The organism is Schaalia canis (genome assembly GCF_003858455.1).
Classification (GTDB): domain Bacteria; phylum Actinomycetota; class Actinomycetes; order Actinomycetales; family Actinomycetaceae; genus Pauljensenia; species Pauljensenia canis.
Map to the genome: position 1 here is coordinate 323,455 of NZ_RQZF01000001.1, position 18,011 is coordinate 341,465.

General features: G+C 57.4%; 15 protein-coding genes. 5 read left to right on the forward strand and 10 right to left on the reverse strand.

Annotation, left to right across the window (positions count from 1 at the left end):
• The first annotated feature begins 32 nt into the window (after positions 1-32).
• The gene (locus EII11_RS01340; protein ID WP_124867796.1) at positions 33-524 is read left to right on the forward strand and encodes a hypothetical protein; all 492 of its coding nucleotides are present in this window, start codon (positions 33-35) and stop codon (positions 522-524) included.
• 158 nt (positions 525-682) lie between these two features.
• A complete protein-coding gene (locus EII11_RS01345) occupies positions 683-1,303 on the forward strand; it encodes a DUF3043 domain-containing protein (protein ID WP_124867798.1) in 621 nt (206 codons plus the stop codon).
• 112 nt (positions 1,304-1,415) lie between these two features.
• On the opposite strand, the gene EII11_RS01350 is transcribed toward EII11_RS01345, so the two are convergent.
• Together EII11_RS01350 and EII11_RS01355 are read right to left on the reverse strand one after the other, a co-directional pair.
• The gene (locus EII11_RS01350) at positions 1,416-2,474 is read right to left on the reverse strand and encodes a quinone-dependent dihydroorotate dehydrogenase (RefSeq protein WP_124867800.1); all 1,059 of its coding nucleotides are present in this window, start codon (positions 2,472-2,474) and stop codon (positions 1,416-1,418) included.
• Positions 2,475-2,492: 18 nt separating this feature from the next.
• Positions 2,493-3,026, reverse strand: a complete 534-nt coding sequence (locus EII11_RS01355; RefSeq protein ID WP_124867802.1) for a hypothetical protein — start codon at positions 3,024-3,026, stop codon at positions 2,493-2,495.
• A 160-nt stretch (positions 3,027-3,186) separates the two neighbouring features.
• Here EII11_RS01355 and EII11_RS01360 point away from each other — a divergent pair, with 160 nt between their 5' ends.
• Positions 3,187-4,038, forward strand: coding sequence for a TrmH family RNA methyltransferase (locus EII11_RS01360; protein WP_124867804.1), 852 nt, complete (start codon positions 3,187-3,189; stop codon positions 4,036-4,038).
• Between the two features lie 108 nt (positions 4,039-4,146).
• On the opposite strand, the gene EII11_RS01365 is transcribed toward EII11_RS01360, so the two are convergent.
• Together EII11_RS01365 and EII11_RS01370 are read right to left on the reverse strand one after the other, a co-directional pair.
• Positions 4,147-4,305 carry a methionine/alanine import family NSS transporter small subunit gene (locus EII11_RS01365; RefSeq protein ID WP_124867806.1) on the reverse strand — a complete coding sequence of 53 codons (159 nt, stop codon included), beginning with the start codon at positions 4,303-4,305 and terminating at the stop codon, positions 4,147-4,149.
• Positions 4,302-5,837 (reverse strand): sodium-dependent transporter, encoded by a 1,536-nt coding sequence (locus EII11_RS01370; RefSeq protein ID WP_124867808.1) that lies wholly within the window; start codon positions 5,835-5,837, stop codon positions 4,302-4,304. The genes EII11_RS01365 and EII11_RS01370 overlap by 4 nt, the downstream gene beginning before the upstream one ends.
• A 171-nt stretch (positions 5,838-6,008) precedes the next feature.
• Here EII11_RS01370 and deoD point away from each other — a divergent pair, with 171 nt between their 5' ends.
• The gene (gene deoD, locus EII11_RS01375) at positions 6,009-6,716 is read left to right on the forward strand and encodes a purine-nucleoside phosphorylase (RefSeq protein WP_124867810.1); all 708 of its coding nucleotides are present in this window, start codon (positions 6,009-6,011) and stop codon (positions 6,714-6,716) included.
• 92 nt (positions 6,717-6,808) lie between these two features.
• Here the strand turns inward: deoD and EII11_RS01380 are convergent, their stop codons facing one another.
• The 5 genes from EII11_RS01380 to EII11_RS01400 all read right to left on the reverse strand — a co-directional run bounded on the left by EII11_RS01380 (position 6,809) and on the right by EII11_RS01400 (position 15,826).
• Positions 6,809-7,678, reverse strand: a complete 870-nt coding sequence (locus tag EII11_RS01380; protein ID WP_124867812.1) for an anchored repeat-type ABC transporter permease subunit — start codon at positions 7,676-7,678, stop codon at positions 6,809-6,811.
• The gene (locus tag EII11_RS01385) at positions 7,678-8,433 is read right to left on the reverse strand and encodes an anchored repeat-type ABC transporter ATP-binding subunit (protein ID WP_124868280.1); all 756 of its coding nucleotides are present in this window, start codon (positions 8,431-8,433) and stop codon (positions 7,678-7,680) included. The genes EII11_RS01380 and EII11_RS01385 overlap by 1 nt, the downstream gene beginning before the upstream one ends.
• Before the next feature lie 56 nt (positions 8,434-8,489).
• Entirely contained in the window at positions 8,490-9,482 is a 993-nt protein-coding gene (locus tag EII11_RS01390) for a TIGR03773 family transporter-associated surface protein (RefSeq protein ID WP_124867814.1), read from the reverse strand.
• 51 nt (positions 9,483-9,533) lie between these two features.
• Positions 9,534-11,165, reverse strand: a complete 1,632-nt coding sequence (locus EII11_RS01395; protein ID WP_240623004.1) for an anchored repeat ABC transporter, substrate-binding protein — start codon at positions 11,163-11,165, stop codon at positions 9,534-9,536.
• 137 nt (positions 11,166-11,302) lie between these two features.
• A complete protein-coding gene (locus tag EII11_RS01400) occupies positions 11,303-15,826 on the reverse strand; it encodes a TIGR03773 family transporter-associated surface protein (RefSeq protein WP_124867816.1) in 4,524 nt (1,507 codons plus the stop codon).
• Positions 15,827-16,050: 224 nt separating this feature from the next.
• Here EII11_RS01400 and EII11_RS01405 point away from each other — a divergent pair, with 224 nt between their 5' ends.
• Positions 16,051-16,875, forward strand: a complete 825-nt coding sequence (locus EII11_RS01405; protein ID WP_124867818.1) for an aldo/keto reductase — start codon at positions 16,051-16,053, stop codon at positions 16,873-16,875.
• 88 nt (positions 16,876-16,963) lie between these two features.
• Here the strand turns inward: EII11_RS01405 and EII11_RS01410 are convergent, their stop codons facing one another.
• Positions 16,964-17,995, reverse strand: a complete 1,032-nt coding sequence (locus tag EII11_RS01410; protein ID WP_124867820.1) for a glycosyltransferase family 2 protein — start codon at positions 17,993-17,995, stop codon at positions 16,964-16,966.
• Positions 17,996-18,011 lie beyond the last annotated feature (16 nt).

An 18,011-nucleotide genomic window follows, 5' to 3' on the forward strand; every position in this document is an offset into this window, starting at 1 on the left:
CTGCTTCTCATCCCCCCTTGCGAGGAGGCCTCATGACGGAGAACTCACACCCACATCCATCCACACCCGCAGAGCGGCCCGCGTCGCCTCCCGTGTGGCCGAAGGTCAGTGTCGCCGTTCTCAGCGGTCTCATCGTCGCTCTTCTTGCGTGGCATTTTCTTCCTTCGCTCAATGCTGCTTCCGGCAGTGATCGTGCGCTCTACGACGAGGCTGTATCCGCATACAAGAGTGCCGAGGAAGATCTTGCCCTCGCAGCGGGCGAAGCTGTGAAGGTCCTTCGTTCTGCTCAAGAAAGAAGTGACGACAGCACGTTCACTGCTGTTACCGAGATTGATGAGCTTCGCACGCTACTAGAAACTGAACCTCCCGCATATGAAGCCCCAGACACGAGTGGCCTGAGCCGAGATGAGCTGCGCGCCCAGCATGAGCATGTTGAGACAATCACTGATGAAATCAGGACGCTCACCCACAAACTGTCGCGCCAGGCAGCAAAGGTCGAAAGAATTCTGAAAAGACCGTCCTAAACGCTTTGCTCACTCCTGAACGCGTCAACCTCTATCCTTCTTATCGCCCAGGAGAGAAGATGGCGAACATGGGAGCGTGTTCACTGTCGGTGAAGTCGTGCCCGACTCAGTGAGCCATAGCGCCGTAGCAGACGAGAATCCATTACCCTGAGTGTGTGATGAGTAAGAGGACTACCGGTAGCGGCGATTCTACGCAGCCTACCCCCACCCCAGAACGAGGCCAGAAGAAGGGCCGCCCAACTCCCACGCGCCGTGAGGCTCAAGCGCGTCACCAGCGCCCCCTCGTGCCCGCAGACCGCAAAGCTGCTAAACGTGCGGCACGAGAAAAGCGTAACGAGGCCTACCGTCGTGAGCAGGAAGCGCTCCTGACCGGAGATGAGCGTTACCTCCCGCCCACTCACCGCGGTAAAGTGCGGCGTTTTGTCCGAGACTGGCTTGACGCCCGCTGGTCGGCTTCGGAATTTATCGTCCCCGTCATGCTTCTCTTCCTGGTTGGTATTACCGCCGTAGCCTTCGCGAATCTGGGTGAAGACCTTTCGCGCACAATCGCATTGACCCTGAGTATTACCTTCTATTCCCTCTTTGCTTTGTCAATTGTCGAGGGCATCATCGTCTGGCGCGGTCTTCGTCGTCGTATTGAGCAGCGATACCCCGATGAGGACATTCCCCGAGGCACCTGGTTCTACGCATACTCTCGTATGGTGATGGCCCGCCGCTGGCGAACGCCTGCCCCTCAGGTAAAGCGTGGTGAGTTTCCCGCAACCTCGCCGCGACGTTGACGAAGGTGAGCGTCGACTACTGACACGTGTTGACGGGTGTGGCCCCCTCCTGGCGGAGGGGGCCACACCCGTATTTGCATGAAACACCCGTTTTTGCTGGGCAGACGTGTTTTTAGTAGCCAGCGAGGGCGCGATTCATGCGGCCTGGCCAGGTGGGGCCTTGGGAGACAAAGGCGCTGAGACCTTCAATCAGATCAGCACCCGCGTCTAACATGCGCTTGGCGTCATCCACCGTGGTGATCCCACCCGTGCCAATGAGAATCTGATCGTCACCAAGATGTTCCGCTACCAGCGCTACCACTTCAAGGGCACGCTCGAACAGCGGTCGCCCTGATACACCGCCTTCACCGTAATCATGGGCAATAGTGGTATTTGTTGCGACAATGCCCTCCAGGCCGAGTTCTTGTGTGAGCGCAACAACCTTCACAATGTCCTCGTTGCTGAGGTCCGGGGCGATCTTGACAAACAGGGGCATCCGACGGCTCACAGCGTCTTCACACCCTGCCCTGGCGGCCGCAAGAATGGGTCGAAGATGGTCAACTGCCTGCAGGTCACGAAGGCCAGGAGTGTTGGGGGAAGAAACATTCACGACGATAAAATCCACCCACGGAGCCAATTCTTTCGCGCACAGATAGTAGTCGCGCGGGGCATCAGCCTCTGAGGTCGTCTTATTCTTCCCAATATTAGCCCCAACGATGAGGCTGCGTCCCGCTGAGGTTGAGCGCAGAGCCTTGAGACGAGCGGCAGCGGCGGCTGCGCCCTCGTTATTGAAGCCCATGCGATTGCGAAGGCCTTCTTCCTCGATAAGACGCCAAAGTCGAGGGCCGTCATTACCCGGTTGAGGAAGAGGCGTCACCGTCCCAATTTCAACAAAGGCAAAGCCCAGCGCGCACATGGCTTCAACCGCCTGGGCATCCTTGTCCATACCTGCGGCTAACCCCAAGACACCTGGGAGCACGCGCTCTCCGATGGTGACCGAACGATAAGGGGTGCGGCGGGCCAGGGGTGGGATTCCCCCGCGCAGATACCCGCAGGTTCCGCGCATCAGACCTCGTGAGGGAGCAAAGGTTCCTGCGACGGACAGGGCAGAAATAGCCGCGTGATGCGCCTGCTCCGGGTCGGTCAGGCGAATGAGGTGACGATACAACCAGGGGTAGACGTGAAAACTCATAGTTCAACGATAGCCGTTCTAGTCCCACCACACCCACCACCCCTGCATGGTTTGGACTCTGTCGCTCTCTTCCGTATCACGATCAGCAATGGGAATGATTTCATCGGGACAGTTTGCCTCTGAAGCCTCACAGCCAAGATAGTCGCCCAAGGCGAGCCACACCCTCAGGCGATCTTCCGCATGCGGTTCAACTCCCCACCCTCCGGCTGCACAGATAGGTGTGCCCATCACTGTTAGTCCGTCGACACTCACACGTTCGTCATGACGTGGAGGTCCAACGAGGTACCCAGAAAGGGTGACCTGTTGCGGTCGTCTAAGGGCCGCTCCGATAAGTTCACTCATCGTGGGCGCACAATTTTGCCGGTCCTCCAGATTTGCCGGAGGTAAAAGAGCGGCGAGCTGTGCAATGGTGTTGGCCTCAACATCAGCGAAGCGACTAAAGGAGAGGTCACCAAAAGGACTGAGGTAGTCCCCAAGGAGATCCCGAACTCCGTACTCCAGCGTCCAACCGGAGATTCCATACATTGACGGCAGTTTCTCGCAGGCACTCATCTTTCCTCCCAGGTACGTTGTCTGCTGAACTCAGCTCCGTGATCGAAGCATGCTTCTAGCAAAGCCCGTGACGAGCGTCGAAGAAAAACCTGCCGACAGGCTGTGTGGATAGGCCTATCGCTCGTCGCTACCTGTGGATAACTCGTGGGAGAATAGTCCGGTGCTCATTCACCTTCACTCCACCGATGACCCCCGTCTTAGCGACTACGTCTCTTTAACTGACGTTAAATTGCGTTCTGCCCTTGAGCCCGAGCAAGGCCTCTACATGGCCGAATCCACGAACGTCATCATGCGAGCGATTCAAGCAGGGCATCGCCCTCGTTCATTCCTTATGGCTCCCAAATGGTACGACACGATGTCACCGTGGATTGAGCAAGCCACAGGAAGCCCCGAAGGAGCTGACGTTCCCGTATTCCTTGCTGAAGAGGACGTCCTTGAATCCATCACTGGTTTTCACCTTCACCGTGGGGCGCTGGCCGCTATGCATCGGCCACAGCTCAGTAGCGTGACAGACCTGCTTGCTGCGGCCCGAAACGGCCAAGGGGCGCGCCGCATTGCCATCCTCGAAAATCTTGTTGACCACACCAATGTTGGTGCTGCTTTCCGTTCTGCGGCGGCGTTGGGAGTCGACGCTGTCCTCGTGACTCCACGCTGTGCTGACCCCTTCTACCGGCGCAGTGTTCGCGTCTCAATGGGCACAGTCTTTCAAGTCCCTTGGACGCGCATCACGGCATGGCCAGCCATCGACGAACTCCATGCTGCGGGTTTCACAGTTGCGGCTCTTGCCCTCAGCGATGATTCCGTCTCCCTTGATGAATTCATCGCTTCCCCCGTGTGCACGGCTCCTGATTCCAAGGTGGCGCTTCTTCTGGGAACCGAAGGAGACGGCCTCACCCGGCAGGCCATTAGTCGCGCTGACGTTGTCGTTCGTATTCCAATGGCTGGCGGAGTTGATTCCCTCAATGTTGCCGCTGCCAGTGCCGTAGCTTTCTGGGCCACGCGCCTTCCCTGATAGGCACTTCTCACACAGATCAGCCCCTGCGCCACGCCTGTTGGCTCTGGCATAAAGAAGTGGGCCCACCACGCGGGTGGGCCCACTTCCCTGCAGAGAATTCACTCATCAATGACGCTGAGGAGCGTCCACGTCCCCTGTTGCCACGGGCGCGTCCTCGTCCTGCTGAGGCATGTTGACGCCACGCAGAGCAACGACCGAAGCCACAAGGCCACCCCAGACAAGAAGGATGGTCACAACCATCATGACGATTGCGGGAGCAGTCATGCCTGCACTCCTTCCTGTTCAGTGGTGTTCTTCTTCCACGGCAAGGCCGTCAATACGGCTGCGCCAACAAGAGCCAGAACGACGCAACCCCATCCAAGTACGGCGATATAGCTTGGCTCGTAGCCACCGTAGGGAACCTGAACGAGCTCGATAACGGCGGTGATAAGCATGAAGCTCAAGACAGCCGGAACAACCGCCCCAACAAGGATGTCCCAAATGAAGGGCACGGGCAGTGCGGAAACCTTATTGAGGTGGGCACGCAAGCTCTTCAGGCGCTTTCCTGCAATAGCGGCCACCACGGTCAAGGCGATGGCGCTACCGACAACACCAATAGTGTTGATGAAGTTATCGACAACGTCCAGGGCGTTCAAACCCGACTGCGTGCCAAAGAGGGCCACGGAGACCAGCATCGCGGGAATACCCATGATGAAAGAGGCCTTAATTGGGCTGAAACCAAACTTGTCTTGCAATCCGCCTGAGACAACCTGAAGCAGGGACAACAAAGAGGTAACTCCCGCTAGGACCAGGGAGGTGAAGAAAAGAACACCGAAGATCGGGCCGCCCGGCATCATCGAAATAATGTGGGGGAAAGTGACGAAGGACAAAATAGGCCCTGTCAGGCCTTCTAGGTCGGCCACTGCAACGCTTTGTTGGTGAGACATGAAGCCCAAGGCTGCGAAAACGCCAATACCCGCCAGGATTTCAAAGGATGAATTAGCAAAACCTGCAACCAATCCCGTGCCCGTCAGATTGGACTTGGGCTTGAGGTACGAGGCGTAGGTCAGCATGATGCCAAATGCTACCGACAGGGAATAGAAGATCTGAGCGAATGCTGCCAACCAAACCTTCGGATCAGCAAGAGATTCCCAATTGGGCGTAAAGAAAGCGTTGAGACCTTCAAGAGCGCCCGGAAGGAAAAGGGCTCGGATAACAATGGCAATGAAGAGAATGACCAGCAAGGGGAGGAAGATTTTATTTGCCAGTTCCACGCCGCCAGTCAGACCGCGGGCCATGATAATCAGGACGAAAAGCCACAGGAGAACCAAAGGAATCATCACCGAGGCTACCGGCGTGGTTGAGTAGGTGGTCGCCTCGGTCACCTGCAGGAAGTCAGCGAGGAAGAAGGTCTTGGGGTCCTCTCCCCACGCCATATCCACTGAGTACAGGGCGTAGCGTGCTGCCCAGGCGATCACCACGGCGTAGTAGGTGAAAATGACGAAGCAGACCATGACCTGGAACCAGCCAAAGAACTCTGCCTTAGGCGTCAGACGACGCAATGCCGCAGGCGGAGATCCACGGAACTTGTGCCCGAGGGCGTAGTCAAGAAGAAGGACAGGAATACCGACGCATACGAGGGCAACAAGATAGGGAATGAGGAACGCTCCCCCACCATTAGCGTAGGCAACGCCAGGGAAACGCCAAATATTGCCCAGGCCAACGGCAGAGCCGATCGCTGCGAGCAAGAATGCGGTCTGTCCGCTCCAAGTTTCACGCCGACGGGGGCGATACTCCGTGGGAGTTGTGGTACTCATAAATACTCCTCAATAGTGTTAATTGCACGGTAGTTCGATGTTGAATCGTGTGCTGAAGTGACCACGTTTTGGTACACAACGGCGTGGACAATGCACTCACCTGCGGAGACAATAGAGGGGATTTATTTTTCCAACGCCTTATGGCGTGGTATCGATCACTTTAGGAGAAACATGGCAACCCCTCATATCAATGCTGAAATGGGCGATTTCGCTCCCGCTGTTCTTATGCCCGGTGACCCTCGTCGCGCGCAACGCATTGCTGAACTTCTCTTTGATGAACCGCGTATGGTCAACGATGTTCGCGGAATGATGGGCTTCACTGGTGAAATCAACGGCAAGCCCCTGTCGGTCATGGGCTCGGGTATGGGCCAGCCCTCCTTCTCGATCTACGCCACCGAGCTCTTCCGTTTCTTTGGTGTTGAGCGAATCATTCGCGTGGGCACCTGTGGCGGTATCGCTCCGCAGGTCAAGGTTGGTGACGTCGTTGTCGCAATGGGCGCTCACACGGACTCGTCCATGAACCAGTTGCGTATTCCTGGCGTGAACTTCTCAGCAGTGGCTTCTTACAATCTGGTGCGCGCAGCAGTAGATGCTGCCTCCGAAGAGGACACAGTGCATGTGGGAACGATTATTTCCCGCGACCACTTCTACTTCGCTCCCGAGGGCCAGGCACAAAAACTTGCAGACTACGGCGTTCTGGGTGTCGAGATGGAAGCAGCCGCACTGTACGGCGTTGCCGCTGAGCACGGCAAGGAAGCACTGACGGTTCTGACCTGTTCGGACCACCTTTTTGATTCTTCTTCGGATATGACCGCTGAAGAACGCGAGACTCGTTTCCAGTCTTCTTTGCGTCTGGCTGTCGCAGCAGCACTGTCGTGATGACATGCGGGTCCTTTCGGGCCCGCAGCACATGAACGCGTGGGGCGGGTCGGCATGATGCCGGCCCGCCCCACACACATTGTGACATCGCGCTAAGCCAACCTGGCTTTCTCTTTCTTCGCGCGGGCAAAGATGCCATGGCGAGGCGCAAAAAGCCAGGCCACAGCGAAGAAAGCAGTGAGTACCAGGACGATCGTGCCACCGGTTGGCAGATCAATCGACCAGGACAAGTACAGGCCAATCAAGCTCGCAAGCGCGCCAATAGCAGGCCCCAGGCACATCATGGGAATCAGGCGGTCAGTCAGAAGGCGTGCCGTTGCTGCCGGAGTAATAAGTAATGCCAGAACCAGCACATTGCCAATGGTCTGAACGGAAATCACCACCGCGAGAGAAACGGCGACGTACAAAATGATGTCAAGGAACATTACTGGCAGGCCTGCGGCTCGCGCGCTCTCACGGTCAAGACTAACTGCCACAATTTCCTTGTGGAAGAAAGCAACCACTCCAATAACAAGGCCTGCACCCAGCAGGGCCGTAGGGACTTCCTCGGCGGGAACACCGGTAATGGAACCAAAAAGGAAATCTTGAAGGGATCCCGCATAACCCGGCGCTTGAGAAATGATGACAATGCCAAGAGCGAAAGCTCCAACGAAGAGCACCCCGATGACGGAGTCTTCTTTAAGACGGCGATTCTGAGAGAGCAGGGCAACAAGAATAGCCGTGCTCATACCAGCGACAGCGCCACCAATGACAAGCGAGCCTGAAAGCACGAAGGCCACTGCCAACCCCGGGAACACCGCGTGAGCGACAGCATCACCAATGAATGCCATGCCACGCAGGACAACATGAGCGCCCACCACGCCACACACGAGCGCACTGGTGACCGCCATCAGCAATGCGCGTGGAAGGAAAGCCAGGTTCGGATTGAGAAGATCCATGAAAAACTCATATGGCGAAAGCATCAGGCTACCCCCAAGGCTGTGAGCAAAGGATTGTCAGGGCGAACTTTGAAGGTTTCGATCCATACCTGTGGGTCCCGCAATTCTTCAGGTGTGCCTGACGCAACAACCTTCTGATTAACCAGGTGCAGGCGATCACAGTCCGCAAGGGCTCCGATGAGATCATGGGTGGTCATGAGCACCGCCTGACCGTTATGCGCCAAAGAACGGAACATGTCGGTGAGCATTTCCTGGGTGGGCATATCCAGACCGGTAAAAGGCTCATCAAGAAGCAACACATCCGGGTTCAACGCAAGGGCACGAGCCACGAGGACTCGCTGGCGTTGACCGCCCGATAGCTCTCCCACCGGGCGAGAGGACAGGTCACGCATATTGGTCTTGAGCAACGCCTGCTCCACCGCGCGCTGGTGTTCCAAGCGAGGGCGCCTACCCCATCCGAGAACCCCAGCAAGACCAGCAACGACAGCCTCACGCACTGTCAGCGGAAAATCCCACGCGAACTCGTGACGCTGAGGAACATAACCAATACGCCGTGGGACAACAGGCTGGCCATTAACACGAACACTACCGTCCTTCATTCGCACCAGGCCCAAAATGGAACGAAGAAGGGTGGTTTTACCTGCCCCGTTGGGGCCAATCAGGGCCGCGAACTCACCGTGCCGAACATCTAAAGTGACGCCGGTTAGAACCTCGCGGCCGCCAAGGTCAACACGCACGCCTTCGACCTGCAGCGCGGGCTCAGTCGGCGCAAGGCTCACGCTGTCTGGCGTCACAGCAGAAGAAACGGCTGACGTTTCAACGAGCGCTTCAGCACTCACTTTGTCCCCTCCTGAGCGTCAATCTCAGCAGCAGCCTGAGCGCGTTCACGGGCGCTTGCACGTGAACGCATGATAACCAAAGTTGCACCAACGCCGATCGCAACGCCCGCCAGTACAACGGCAATGAGCACCCAGGGGATTGCTCCCTCGGCTGAAGGAGCCATCTCCGTGTCGTTCGCATCGGATGTGCCCATTGCCGGGTCAGCATTCGTTCCAGACTGAGCATCACCAGCGTTGGAGGGCGGCACGCTGAGTTCAGCGGCAGTAAAAGCCTCGTCGGCGGAGGTTGCATCCCCCACGGCAAAACGCAGCGTCGTTGAGGCACTCAGGTCTTGACCATCGGTGGTTTTCGCAGAGAAGCGCAGTGCTGCAGTGTAAACGCCGGGTTCAGTGAAAACCCAGTTGGCGTGGACATGGGTATTCACATCGACCCATACGTCCTGAGGTTCTTTCTTCTGGCCGTCCACCAACAAACGAGGCTCACCGAAAGTGCCATCTTGAAGGAACATCCACGAGCGGCCGGGTCCTTCAACAGGGCCAATACTCATTGTTGCGCCGCGTTCGACAACGCGAGTGACCTCAGGATCTTGAGTGTTCCAGCCGAGCCAGACGACCTCGTGATTCTCCGTCTGAGGAATGATGTACCATTCCTGCCCCTCCTTGCCTTCCATGAAGGCATAGGCGCTGTCGGTGGGAGCTGGGAGCTTCGACGCATCCCTCACGCGCAGCACGACTTCATTCGGATCACGCCACACGGGCACGTCGCCCGAATCGTCACGGGCCATCACGGTCCACTCGCCGTTGACGATGCGGGGACCCACATCAACGTGTCCGCGCTCAATGACGTGTTGCCCGCTGGCCTGCGCTTCATCTGAAGAAACAGACTGGGCGAGATTGGGGTCCTCGTTTGCCAGTGCTGCTGCCGGGGCAAGGACGAGGCTCGCGACCAGAAGGGTGATTGTCGTGCTCACACGGGGAAGAAAACGCATAAGGATTACTTTCTTTGAAGGGAAAGGAAATGGGAGACGAGGTAGAAGACGCTATTGCGAAGGCGATCCTCCCAGGCAACGGGCCAAAGAATTGGCATTGGCCATCATCATGTCGACATAGGTATGTACCTCGTGATCGAAGGTGTCACCGTAAAGCGGGCATACCTGCACGCCTGACTCTTGAGCGACCGTTGTCAGAGTTGAGCGGCGATTTGCCAACTGCGGTTCAAGGAAAACCGCACCGATGGTGAGGTCCTCAATTGTTGCGGCGAGCTTTCGACGATCAGCAATGGAGGGTTCCACAGCGGGGTTTGGAGCAACAAAGCCCGCGACACTTAAGCCATAGGCATTGGCGAGGTATGCGTACGCGTCATGTGTGGTGACAAGGTGGCGTGAATCCTCGGGGATAGTGTCAATGGTCGCAGCAACTTTCGCATCGATATCCTCAAGGGTTTTCAAATAGGCCGAAGCACGCTGCCTGTACCCTTCCGCACCCTGGGGGTCAACTTCAATCAGACGGTCACGAATTACACGCACATAGGCGGCAGCATTGTGGACGTCATGCCACAGGTGGGGGTCAATTTCCCCGTGGACGTGCTTTCCCAGAACTGCTTGAGGAAGAAGATAGAGAGGGTCCCCAGGCTGTCCCAGGAAACGAAAACCCGCTGTTCCGGGTACTTCAGTAAGAGTACGGGTCGGAACATCAATCACGACCTTGTCGAGGTCAAGACCAAGAAGTCCCGGCACCGAGGTGCTCTCAGGCGCAACCGCATCCAGCAAAGGAGAATCAGAACCGTCAGAGGGCTGATCGACCATGAGGGTGACCATGCCCGCATCAATGTCGACGCTTAGGTCACCGTGCCCGGCGGCAAAGACAACGCGACCTTCCTCGGCCGCAACCTTTTGGGGGTCAACGCCGACGGCAAACACTGCGGTGCCGGCCTTCATGGGAATCGGTCGGGCGCCTTCGCTGACTCGCAAAGCTCCGCGGAACGTCACTCGATACACGCCCGGTTGAGTGAAAGCCCAGCTCATGTGTGTGTGCGCATCGGCAGGCAGCGTCATCGTATCAGCGGCATAACCGTCCCCCTCATCGAATCCATCGGATGAGGAAAAAGCGATCTGTGGGGTGCCGAAAGTCGTCGTCAAGTAGGACGAGGCCTGCCCCGGTCCTTCTACCGTGGTGGCGCTCAGATCAACCTCTGATGAACGTGTCGCTCCATAGGTCTGTCCCCTACCGGCCACGCGCATTCCCAGCCAAGCGGTGTCAAGTGCTCGGTCCTCGACGAGAGGCAGAATGGTTGCCCCGTCTTTCGCAGCTTCCTCAGCGATCGAAACTGACAGGGCAGTTGAGGGGAGGTTGGCATCAAGGGTGCGGATAATTGCGTGTTCTTCAAGCAACAGATAGTTCGTGAAGGCCAGATCGGCATAGGCAATATCTCGGATGGAGCGCAGACTTGGTTCATAAGAGTGCGGGTCGGCGCCATCGGGGACGATCTGCGACAGGTGTACGTCGGGGCCGGCCACATTACGCACCAGGTCCGCGAGGATTCCGGTGGTGGTCACCACCCGAAGCTCATTGTCTTCAGATGCCTGGAGCGCCTGTGCGGTACAGGCGCTTAAAGCGATGCTGGTGCAGGCCAACATCGCGGGGAAAGAGAGGAAACGTTTGTGGGAACTCACGGGACACCTTCTGCCGCCCGGGGCTAAACGTAATGAGTGATGGGATGGATGCGTCGATCTACTTGAGGGGCTCAACGGCCTCAGCGGTGCTGTGATCACGCGAGGTCACGCGATCACAGCACCGCTTCAGTGTGAGCTCAGCTCAGGCGAGTTCCTCGTCGGGCAGCAACAACTGCGACACCACCGAGGATGACCAACAGAAGCGCATACGGAGCAACCATGTCAGTCTGCGCACCAGTCTGGGCCAACGAACAGGGCTGGCCCGACTTCGTACGACCAACGGTTTCTGACACCATCGGACGGCCGTTGGGCCCCTTTTCACCGGTCAGGGTCAGACCTCCTGATGCCCCGCTGGAGCCCTTGAGTTCGCCGGAAGTGGACTGCACCTCCATAGAAATCGTCATGGTGTAGGTACCGGGGGCAGTGAAGAGCCAGTTATGGTGGGCGTGGGTATTGGCACTCAAGGTGTAGGACGACCCCGCGCCGTTAAAGACCATCTTTCCAACGCCTGATCCAAGGGTGCCTGATTCAAAGACCGCAACCTTTCCTGGGCCGTCGACTGACTCCAAGGTGAAGGTGACTTCACCTGTCGTGCGATTGACAATCTCTTCACGTTGAGAGTTCATACCCAGCCAAGGCACGTCTTTCACCTGGGTCTGCTGAATCATCCACACCTTCGAACCGCTTGAGGCGATGAATTTGAGCTGCTCGGGAGCGTCAAGCGCTGCCTCATCGCCCACGGCAAAGGTCAGTGAAGTGGGATCAACCCAGACGGCAGGCTGCTGGCGATCGTCCTTAATGCGGGCGAACACGGTGTTGTTCTCAATGACAGGACCGAGGTCAAAGTGTCCGTCGCGGGCGTTACCGGAAGCACCGGGGCCAACATTGAAGGTCAAGGTTGTTGTCGCCTTGCCAGCGGCTGCTCCCTGAGAGGCTGACTCAAGTTTCTTTACCTCTTCTGGCTCAGCTTCGCGGGTAATGACCGTGGGGATACAGACCTCCCCGGCTCCGCCACGAGCGCCGCCACGGGAACCACCTGAAATGCTGCCAGAATCAGTTCGCCCCGAAGGCGCCGAGGTCGGGCCATTGGAACCCGCACCAGAGGAAGAGCCAGTTCCGCCTGGGCCGTTTGGCTGCTTGCCGCTTTGGGCTGAATCTGCGTCCTTCTTGTCAGTGCTGTGCGAGGCAACGTGGAAGGCAATCTTTAGTTCGGGGTGTCCTTGAACGAGTGCGTGGTGATGTCCAACAGGGAAATCTGCGGGAACCTTCCACTGAGTGCGCGCAACGCCCTTCTCGTCAGCTCGTACAGCGGGCAGAACGATCGGATCAGAATGAATTTCGAAGACAACTTCTTCGTGAGGGGTCAGACCGGAGGCTGTCAGTTCGAGGCTGCCACCGGGTTGAACCGTCGTGGAGGACAGTTCAATTCGGGGGCCACCACAGTTAATGGTTCCGACATCAATGATGTAGGTCTGAGGTGCGCTGGAGATGCGGTGGGATCCGTCCTCGCGTGAAGCGTTTCCAGTGACCGTCAATGTGTAGCGGCCGGGCTTGCTGAACACCCAGTTGACGTGAGTGTGAGCCGGGTAGTCCTGCACGATGGTTGATCCGGCAGGATCGAGGGTATATCCGCCCGTTGTCAGGCGTGATTCCAGAGCGTTACCTCCGAATCCCTTGGTGATGAACATATGGATGCGTCCACCTTCAGGGCCGGTGTAGGAAACATCGAAGGAGGCTTTTGCTAAACCTGCGGCTGCAATGCCCTGTGTATCCCAGCCAGGCCACACGAGATCCTTGTCTCCGCCCTGGGGAAGGTAGTAGCCACGGGGTGAGCCGGGAATACCTGCTGGAAGGTCACGCTGAGCGGATTCTTTTACCTTGATGAGCACAGTGTGAGGATCACGAATGGTACCCGGTGCGGTGACATCTTCCTTGACCTTTAGGTCGAGGCCGCCGTTAGTGTTGGCCATGAGAGTAAACAGGTCGGTGTGTCCAGAGTCGAGGACAGTTGTGACACCCTTGGGGTAGCAGGCAGAAGGAGCAGTGTTGCGTGTATCAGGGGTCGTGTCCTTGGGAACATCCGAGTCCTTGGGAGTGCCGTTGCCTGTGGGGGCATCGTTATTCTTTGGCGAGTCGGTATCCTTCGGAGAGCCGTTGTCCTTTGGAGAGCCTGTGTCCTTCGGAGAATCCGTGCCCGCCGGAGGATTGGGGCGTGACGGTTGCTCTCCGGGCTTTGGCGAGGTTGGAGGAACCTGGGTGTCGGGTTCCTTGGGGGTATTCGCCGTCGGGGGAATGACGATGCTGTCGCCACACAGTGCGGCAATCTCGGCATTACCAACGGCGTAGTAGACATTCAACCAGTCGTAGTCTGTTGAGCCTACCCAACCGGATTGAGCGCCGTAGTTTGCGCGAATGGTGTATTCGGCAAGGTACAGGCCAGGGCTGGTGAAGGAGGTGGCCAGATGCTTATGAGTGGGGTCAGCCAGGACGATCTTGTCGCCCTCAACACTAGAGTTCATTAGAACTCGCGCGCCATTCAAAATATCGGCGTCCCAGTGGACCATGCGGCCGGGGCCTTCAACGCTTTCAAAACTCATCTGGACGGCATCACCTGAGAGCTTAGAGTAGGGCATTGCCTCTGTGTTCACACCGATCCAGGCCAACTTGGGATCTTGTTGTTCAGGCAGGGTCCACACGGGGCTTCCCTGGGGAGCAAGAGCTTTCAGTGCTGCCCCGGGACCGTCAACATTCAGGGTGTGCGACGCGTAGTCCGGTACGGGGACGACGATCGTGCCGCTTGCACGCTCGACAGTCTTGCCGGTAACTGCGGTGTCCTTCCAGAAGGGTTGAACCTTGCCGCTGTCGCTCATGCGCGCAGCAATGTCGTGGTGTCCGTTAGCGACACAGGTGTAGGTGCCCTTTTCGGGGCGTTCAGCGGATTCTCCCACAGGAGCGGCCTCAAAATGGCCGGGGTCTTGTGGAGCAGGATCGACGTCAAAGGATTCAGCAGGCGTGAAGATAGCGGCAGCCTGAGTGGTGTTCTCAGGTAGGCCAACAGCGCTGTCAGGGCCAACGAGCCAAATGACATCGTGGTTTTGTGAACTGATGACGCCACCTTCGGTGGTGCGGGCGTGAGCCTTCCATGTGGTGGTGTAGCGCCCTGCTTCTGAGAAGCTCCAGTTGAAGTGTCCGTGTGCGCCTGCGGTCATGCGAACGCGACGGCGATCATCGTTGGAGGAATTGAGATCCTCTTGGACAAAGCCCGCCCCTGAACGCCATACCGACATCCAGCCCGGGCCGTCAACTGACACGAGTTCGAGTTCAAGGGAGTCGGGAACGATGTGTGCGGGCATGTCGCCTGCACCGTAGCCTGCCCACAGGGGCCGCCAACCACGGTAGTACTGTGCGGGCGCGTTCCACACGATCTCGCCCGGCTTGCCTAAGAAGGATAGAGCGTTGGATGCAGGCAATTTGATGCGGGAGACTTCGCGGCCATTGGTGTCAGCATCGGGCCCCAGACGAACAACCACGTCCTCTGCGGGGCGGAGGGTTGAGCCGTCAATGACGCCTACTGCGAGACGGTTTTTATCAGCGTCCCAGTTGATATGTGCAGCATCGACATGGGTGCGGTAGAGCATGGCTCGCTGGGTGACAGGGTCAATTTGGGTGGAAATACTTCCCTGCGGGGCATCCGCATGGCCATCGTTCGTGCCGTCAGGATTTCCGGGGTTTTGCGCAGTCGGTGGGGTCTGGCCGGGCTGCTGCGGACCGTGGGTATGTCCCTGGGGTGGCGTCGTATCGTTGCTCCCGCTTGGAGGGGTGGTGCCACCACCGTGTCCGTTGGTCGAGGGCGCAGCGGCGGCAGTGTCGTTATCAGAGATGAGATCGTCTGCGGTCACTTCAGTGTCGTCGCCGACCGCAATCGTGTAGGTTTTCTCAGTTCGACGTGAGAAGGAGCCTCCATCGGTCTCCCCCATTGCCGAGACTGCGAGCTTATAGATTCCCGGCTTGGTGAAGATCCACTCTGCCTCGACGCTCTTCTTATTCGAGACGCCGAGCCACACGCCCTTGGCATCATTAGGCAGGCGGAAGGTGCCAGCGTTTTTATCGCTGTCCTCAACAAGAGAGACGGCGTCGCCAGCTTCATTGCGGGCGAAGGTGAACACCTGAGCGTCGGCGGGAGCCTTGACGAGTGTCACTTTGATACTGGTGTTGGTGTATTTCTGGGCCAGCATGCCTTCAAGGTTCCACGTCATAGCAGAACCGGTGAGCAGTTCAGACTTGAATTTCTTGGTCGGACGAACGTGGTATCCCTCAGCGGAGTCATAAACTGCCTCAGGAACCTTGTGGGCAGGGTTCTGAGGGTTCGGATCAATCTCGCTGACATCGGGAACCTTGAGGGCAGCCTTTGCCGGATCGTAGAACTTTGGTGTTTCCGAATCTCGGGTACGCATCTGAAGGGTCAGGGCCCCCTCAGCGTCTGCGCTCAGGTGAAAAAGATCCACCGGGATGTCGTCAAGAACCTGCAGGGGCTCTTCTTCAGAGGTAGCGGCATAGGCGCTGCCACTAACGGGGGTGCCTCCTGCCGTCAGCGCAAAGGCGAGCAGGAGCGTCGTGACGGAGGTAAACGCACGCTTGCTGCGTCGTCGAGTGATGAGCATCTTCCATCTCTCTAGCTAATGGGAATCGTTCTCAGTCTCAATTATGCTGAATCCCGAGGATAAGGCGCAAACCTTTCACGCTATAGATCCAAGGAGTTGCTGAGATCACACCTCCCCACGATCTCTCACGCCACTCGCCACAACACGCTTCTCGACAAGCACAGCCGCTCATCCCGGGGCACAATGGAAGATCCCCTCCCCTCCTTCTCGATTGGACGCTGACCATGACCCCACACCAGATTGCGCTCAACGACGGCACACAAATCCCTCAGATTGGTTTTGGCGTATTCCTCATCCCCGAAGAAGAAACGCAGCGCGCCGTTGAGCTTGCGCTCGAAGCCGGCTACCGCCACATTGACACCGCATCAATCTATGGCAATGAAAAAGGCGTCGCCCGAGCCATTACTGCTACCGGCCTGCCCCGCGAAGATCTCTACATCACCACGAAGTTGTGGAACGAAGATCAGGGCGCAGCCACAACCCGCCCCGCACTCGAAGCGTCGCTTGAACGCCTCGGCCTCGACTATGTCAACCTCTACCTCATCCATTGGCCTGTCCCTTCACGCAATCTCTATCGCGAAACCTGGGAGGTTCTTGAAGAGGCTGCCAATGATGGACTCACCCGTTCAATTGGCGTTTCAAATTTTCTGGAAGAGCACCTCACCGCACTTGCAGCGATGGGTGGTCGGATTCCCGTGCTGAACCAAATCGAAGTACACCCAACATTGCCCCAGCATGATCTTGTCGCCACAAATACTGCAATGGGTATTGCCACTGAAGCATGGAGCCCCCTCGGGCGAGGCGCTGACCTGGAAATGCCAGAGGTAACTGCTATCGCTTCGCACATTGGGGCGACGCCCGCTCAGGTTATCCTCGCGTGGCACCTACAACGTGACCGCATCGTCCTTCCCAAATCAGTAACTCCCGAGCGTATCCAGGAAAACCTTGCAGCAGCAGAGATTACCCTCTCGCCCGCTGACCTTGAGGCACTGGACGATCTGGACACCGGCGTACGCGTAGGACCCGACCCCGCAACCTTTATCGGCTAAAGCTCGCGACATCGCCACCCACGCATGAGGCTCCCCCCGGCAGAGATGCTCTGCCGGGGGGAGCCTCAGTGAGAGCAACCTCAGACGGCTAGTTATAGCCCAGCATTGCCTGAGAGACTTTGTACCCGATTGTCGAGATGACTCGCCCCAGACGGCCTGGCACTGAAATGAGTGTGCCAAGCAGATCCGCCCGAACGGCAGCATAGGAGTCAGGATCTTTCGCAGCGAAATCCGCCCAGACGCTTTCGCGCAGTTCGAGATGTTCGGCAGTTCCCGAACGCAGCAACATAATTGAGCAGACAACAAAATTGATGCGTAAATAGTGGGTCATATACCGGTACAGAGGGGCTGGAACTTCATCCTTGCGAGGCATTGCCTTGACCATTCCCTCATTCACACGGAGCAATTGGTCGATACGGCCAATCATGACCTTCTCATTCACAGACTGATCGTCGCGACCAATGAAGTATCGATAAAGATCAACATCAAGGTATCGAAGAGTTTGCACGAATGGCAAAGGAATGAAGGAATAGAGATAGTCGACATAGAACGTGTGCGTTGGCAGAGACAGTCCTGATGCCCGTACCAATTCGGTACGCAAAATAAGGGCGTGCATCATGAGGTACTGGTCGTATCGGCAACGCCGCATGTCCTCCCACGACAACGTCCTCCCGGCGGGCAAAACATTGCGGTAGCGGATCACAGCCTTGCGCGCGCGGCCCTGCTTTTCATACACATAGTTCGTCACAAGAAGATCGAGATTTTCTTCGCCCCCTCGATAAGAACCAAGAAGGTCAAGAACCTGGCGCATTGCGGCACGATCAACCCAGTCGTCAGAGTCGACCACCTTAAGGTAGTCCCCCCTGGCGGAGGCAATACCCGCATTAAGCGCACCGCCATGTCCTGCGTTTTCTTGGTGAATGACGCGCACCACACCCGGATGATTCTGCGCCCACATGTCCGCGATCTCTGCAGTGCGATCACGAGAACCGTCATTCACAATCACAACTTCAAGCTCTGTCCCGTAGCCAACTAAGGTACGCAGACAACGATCCAGGTAATCCTGGGAGTTATATGCCGGGACAATGACGGTGAGCAGCGGAGAATCGGAGTACGCCATACGTCAATCATGCCCG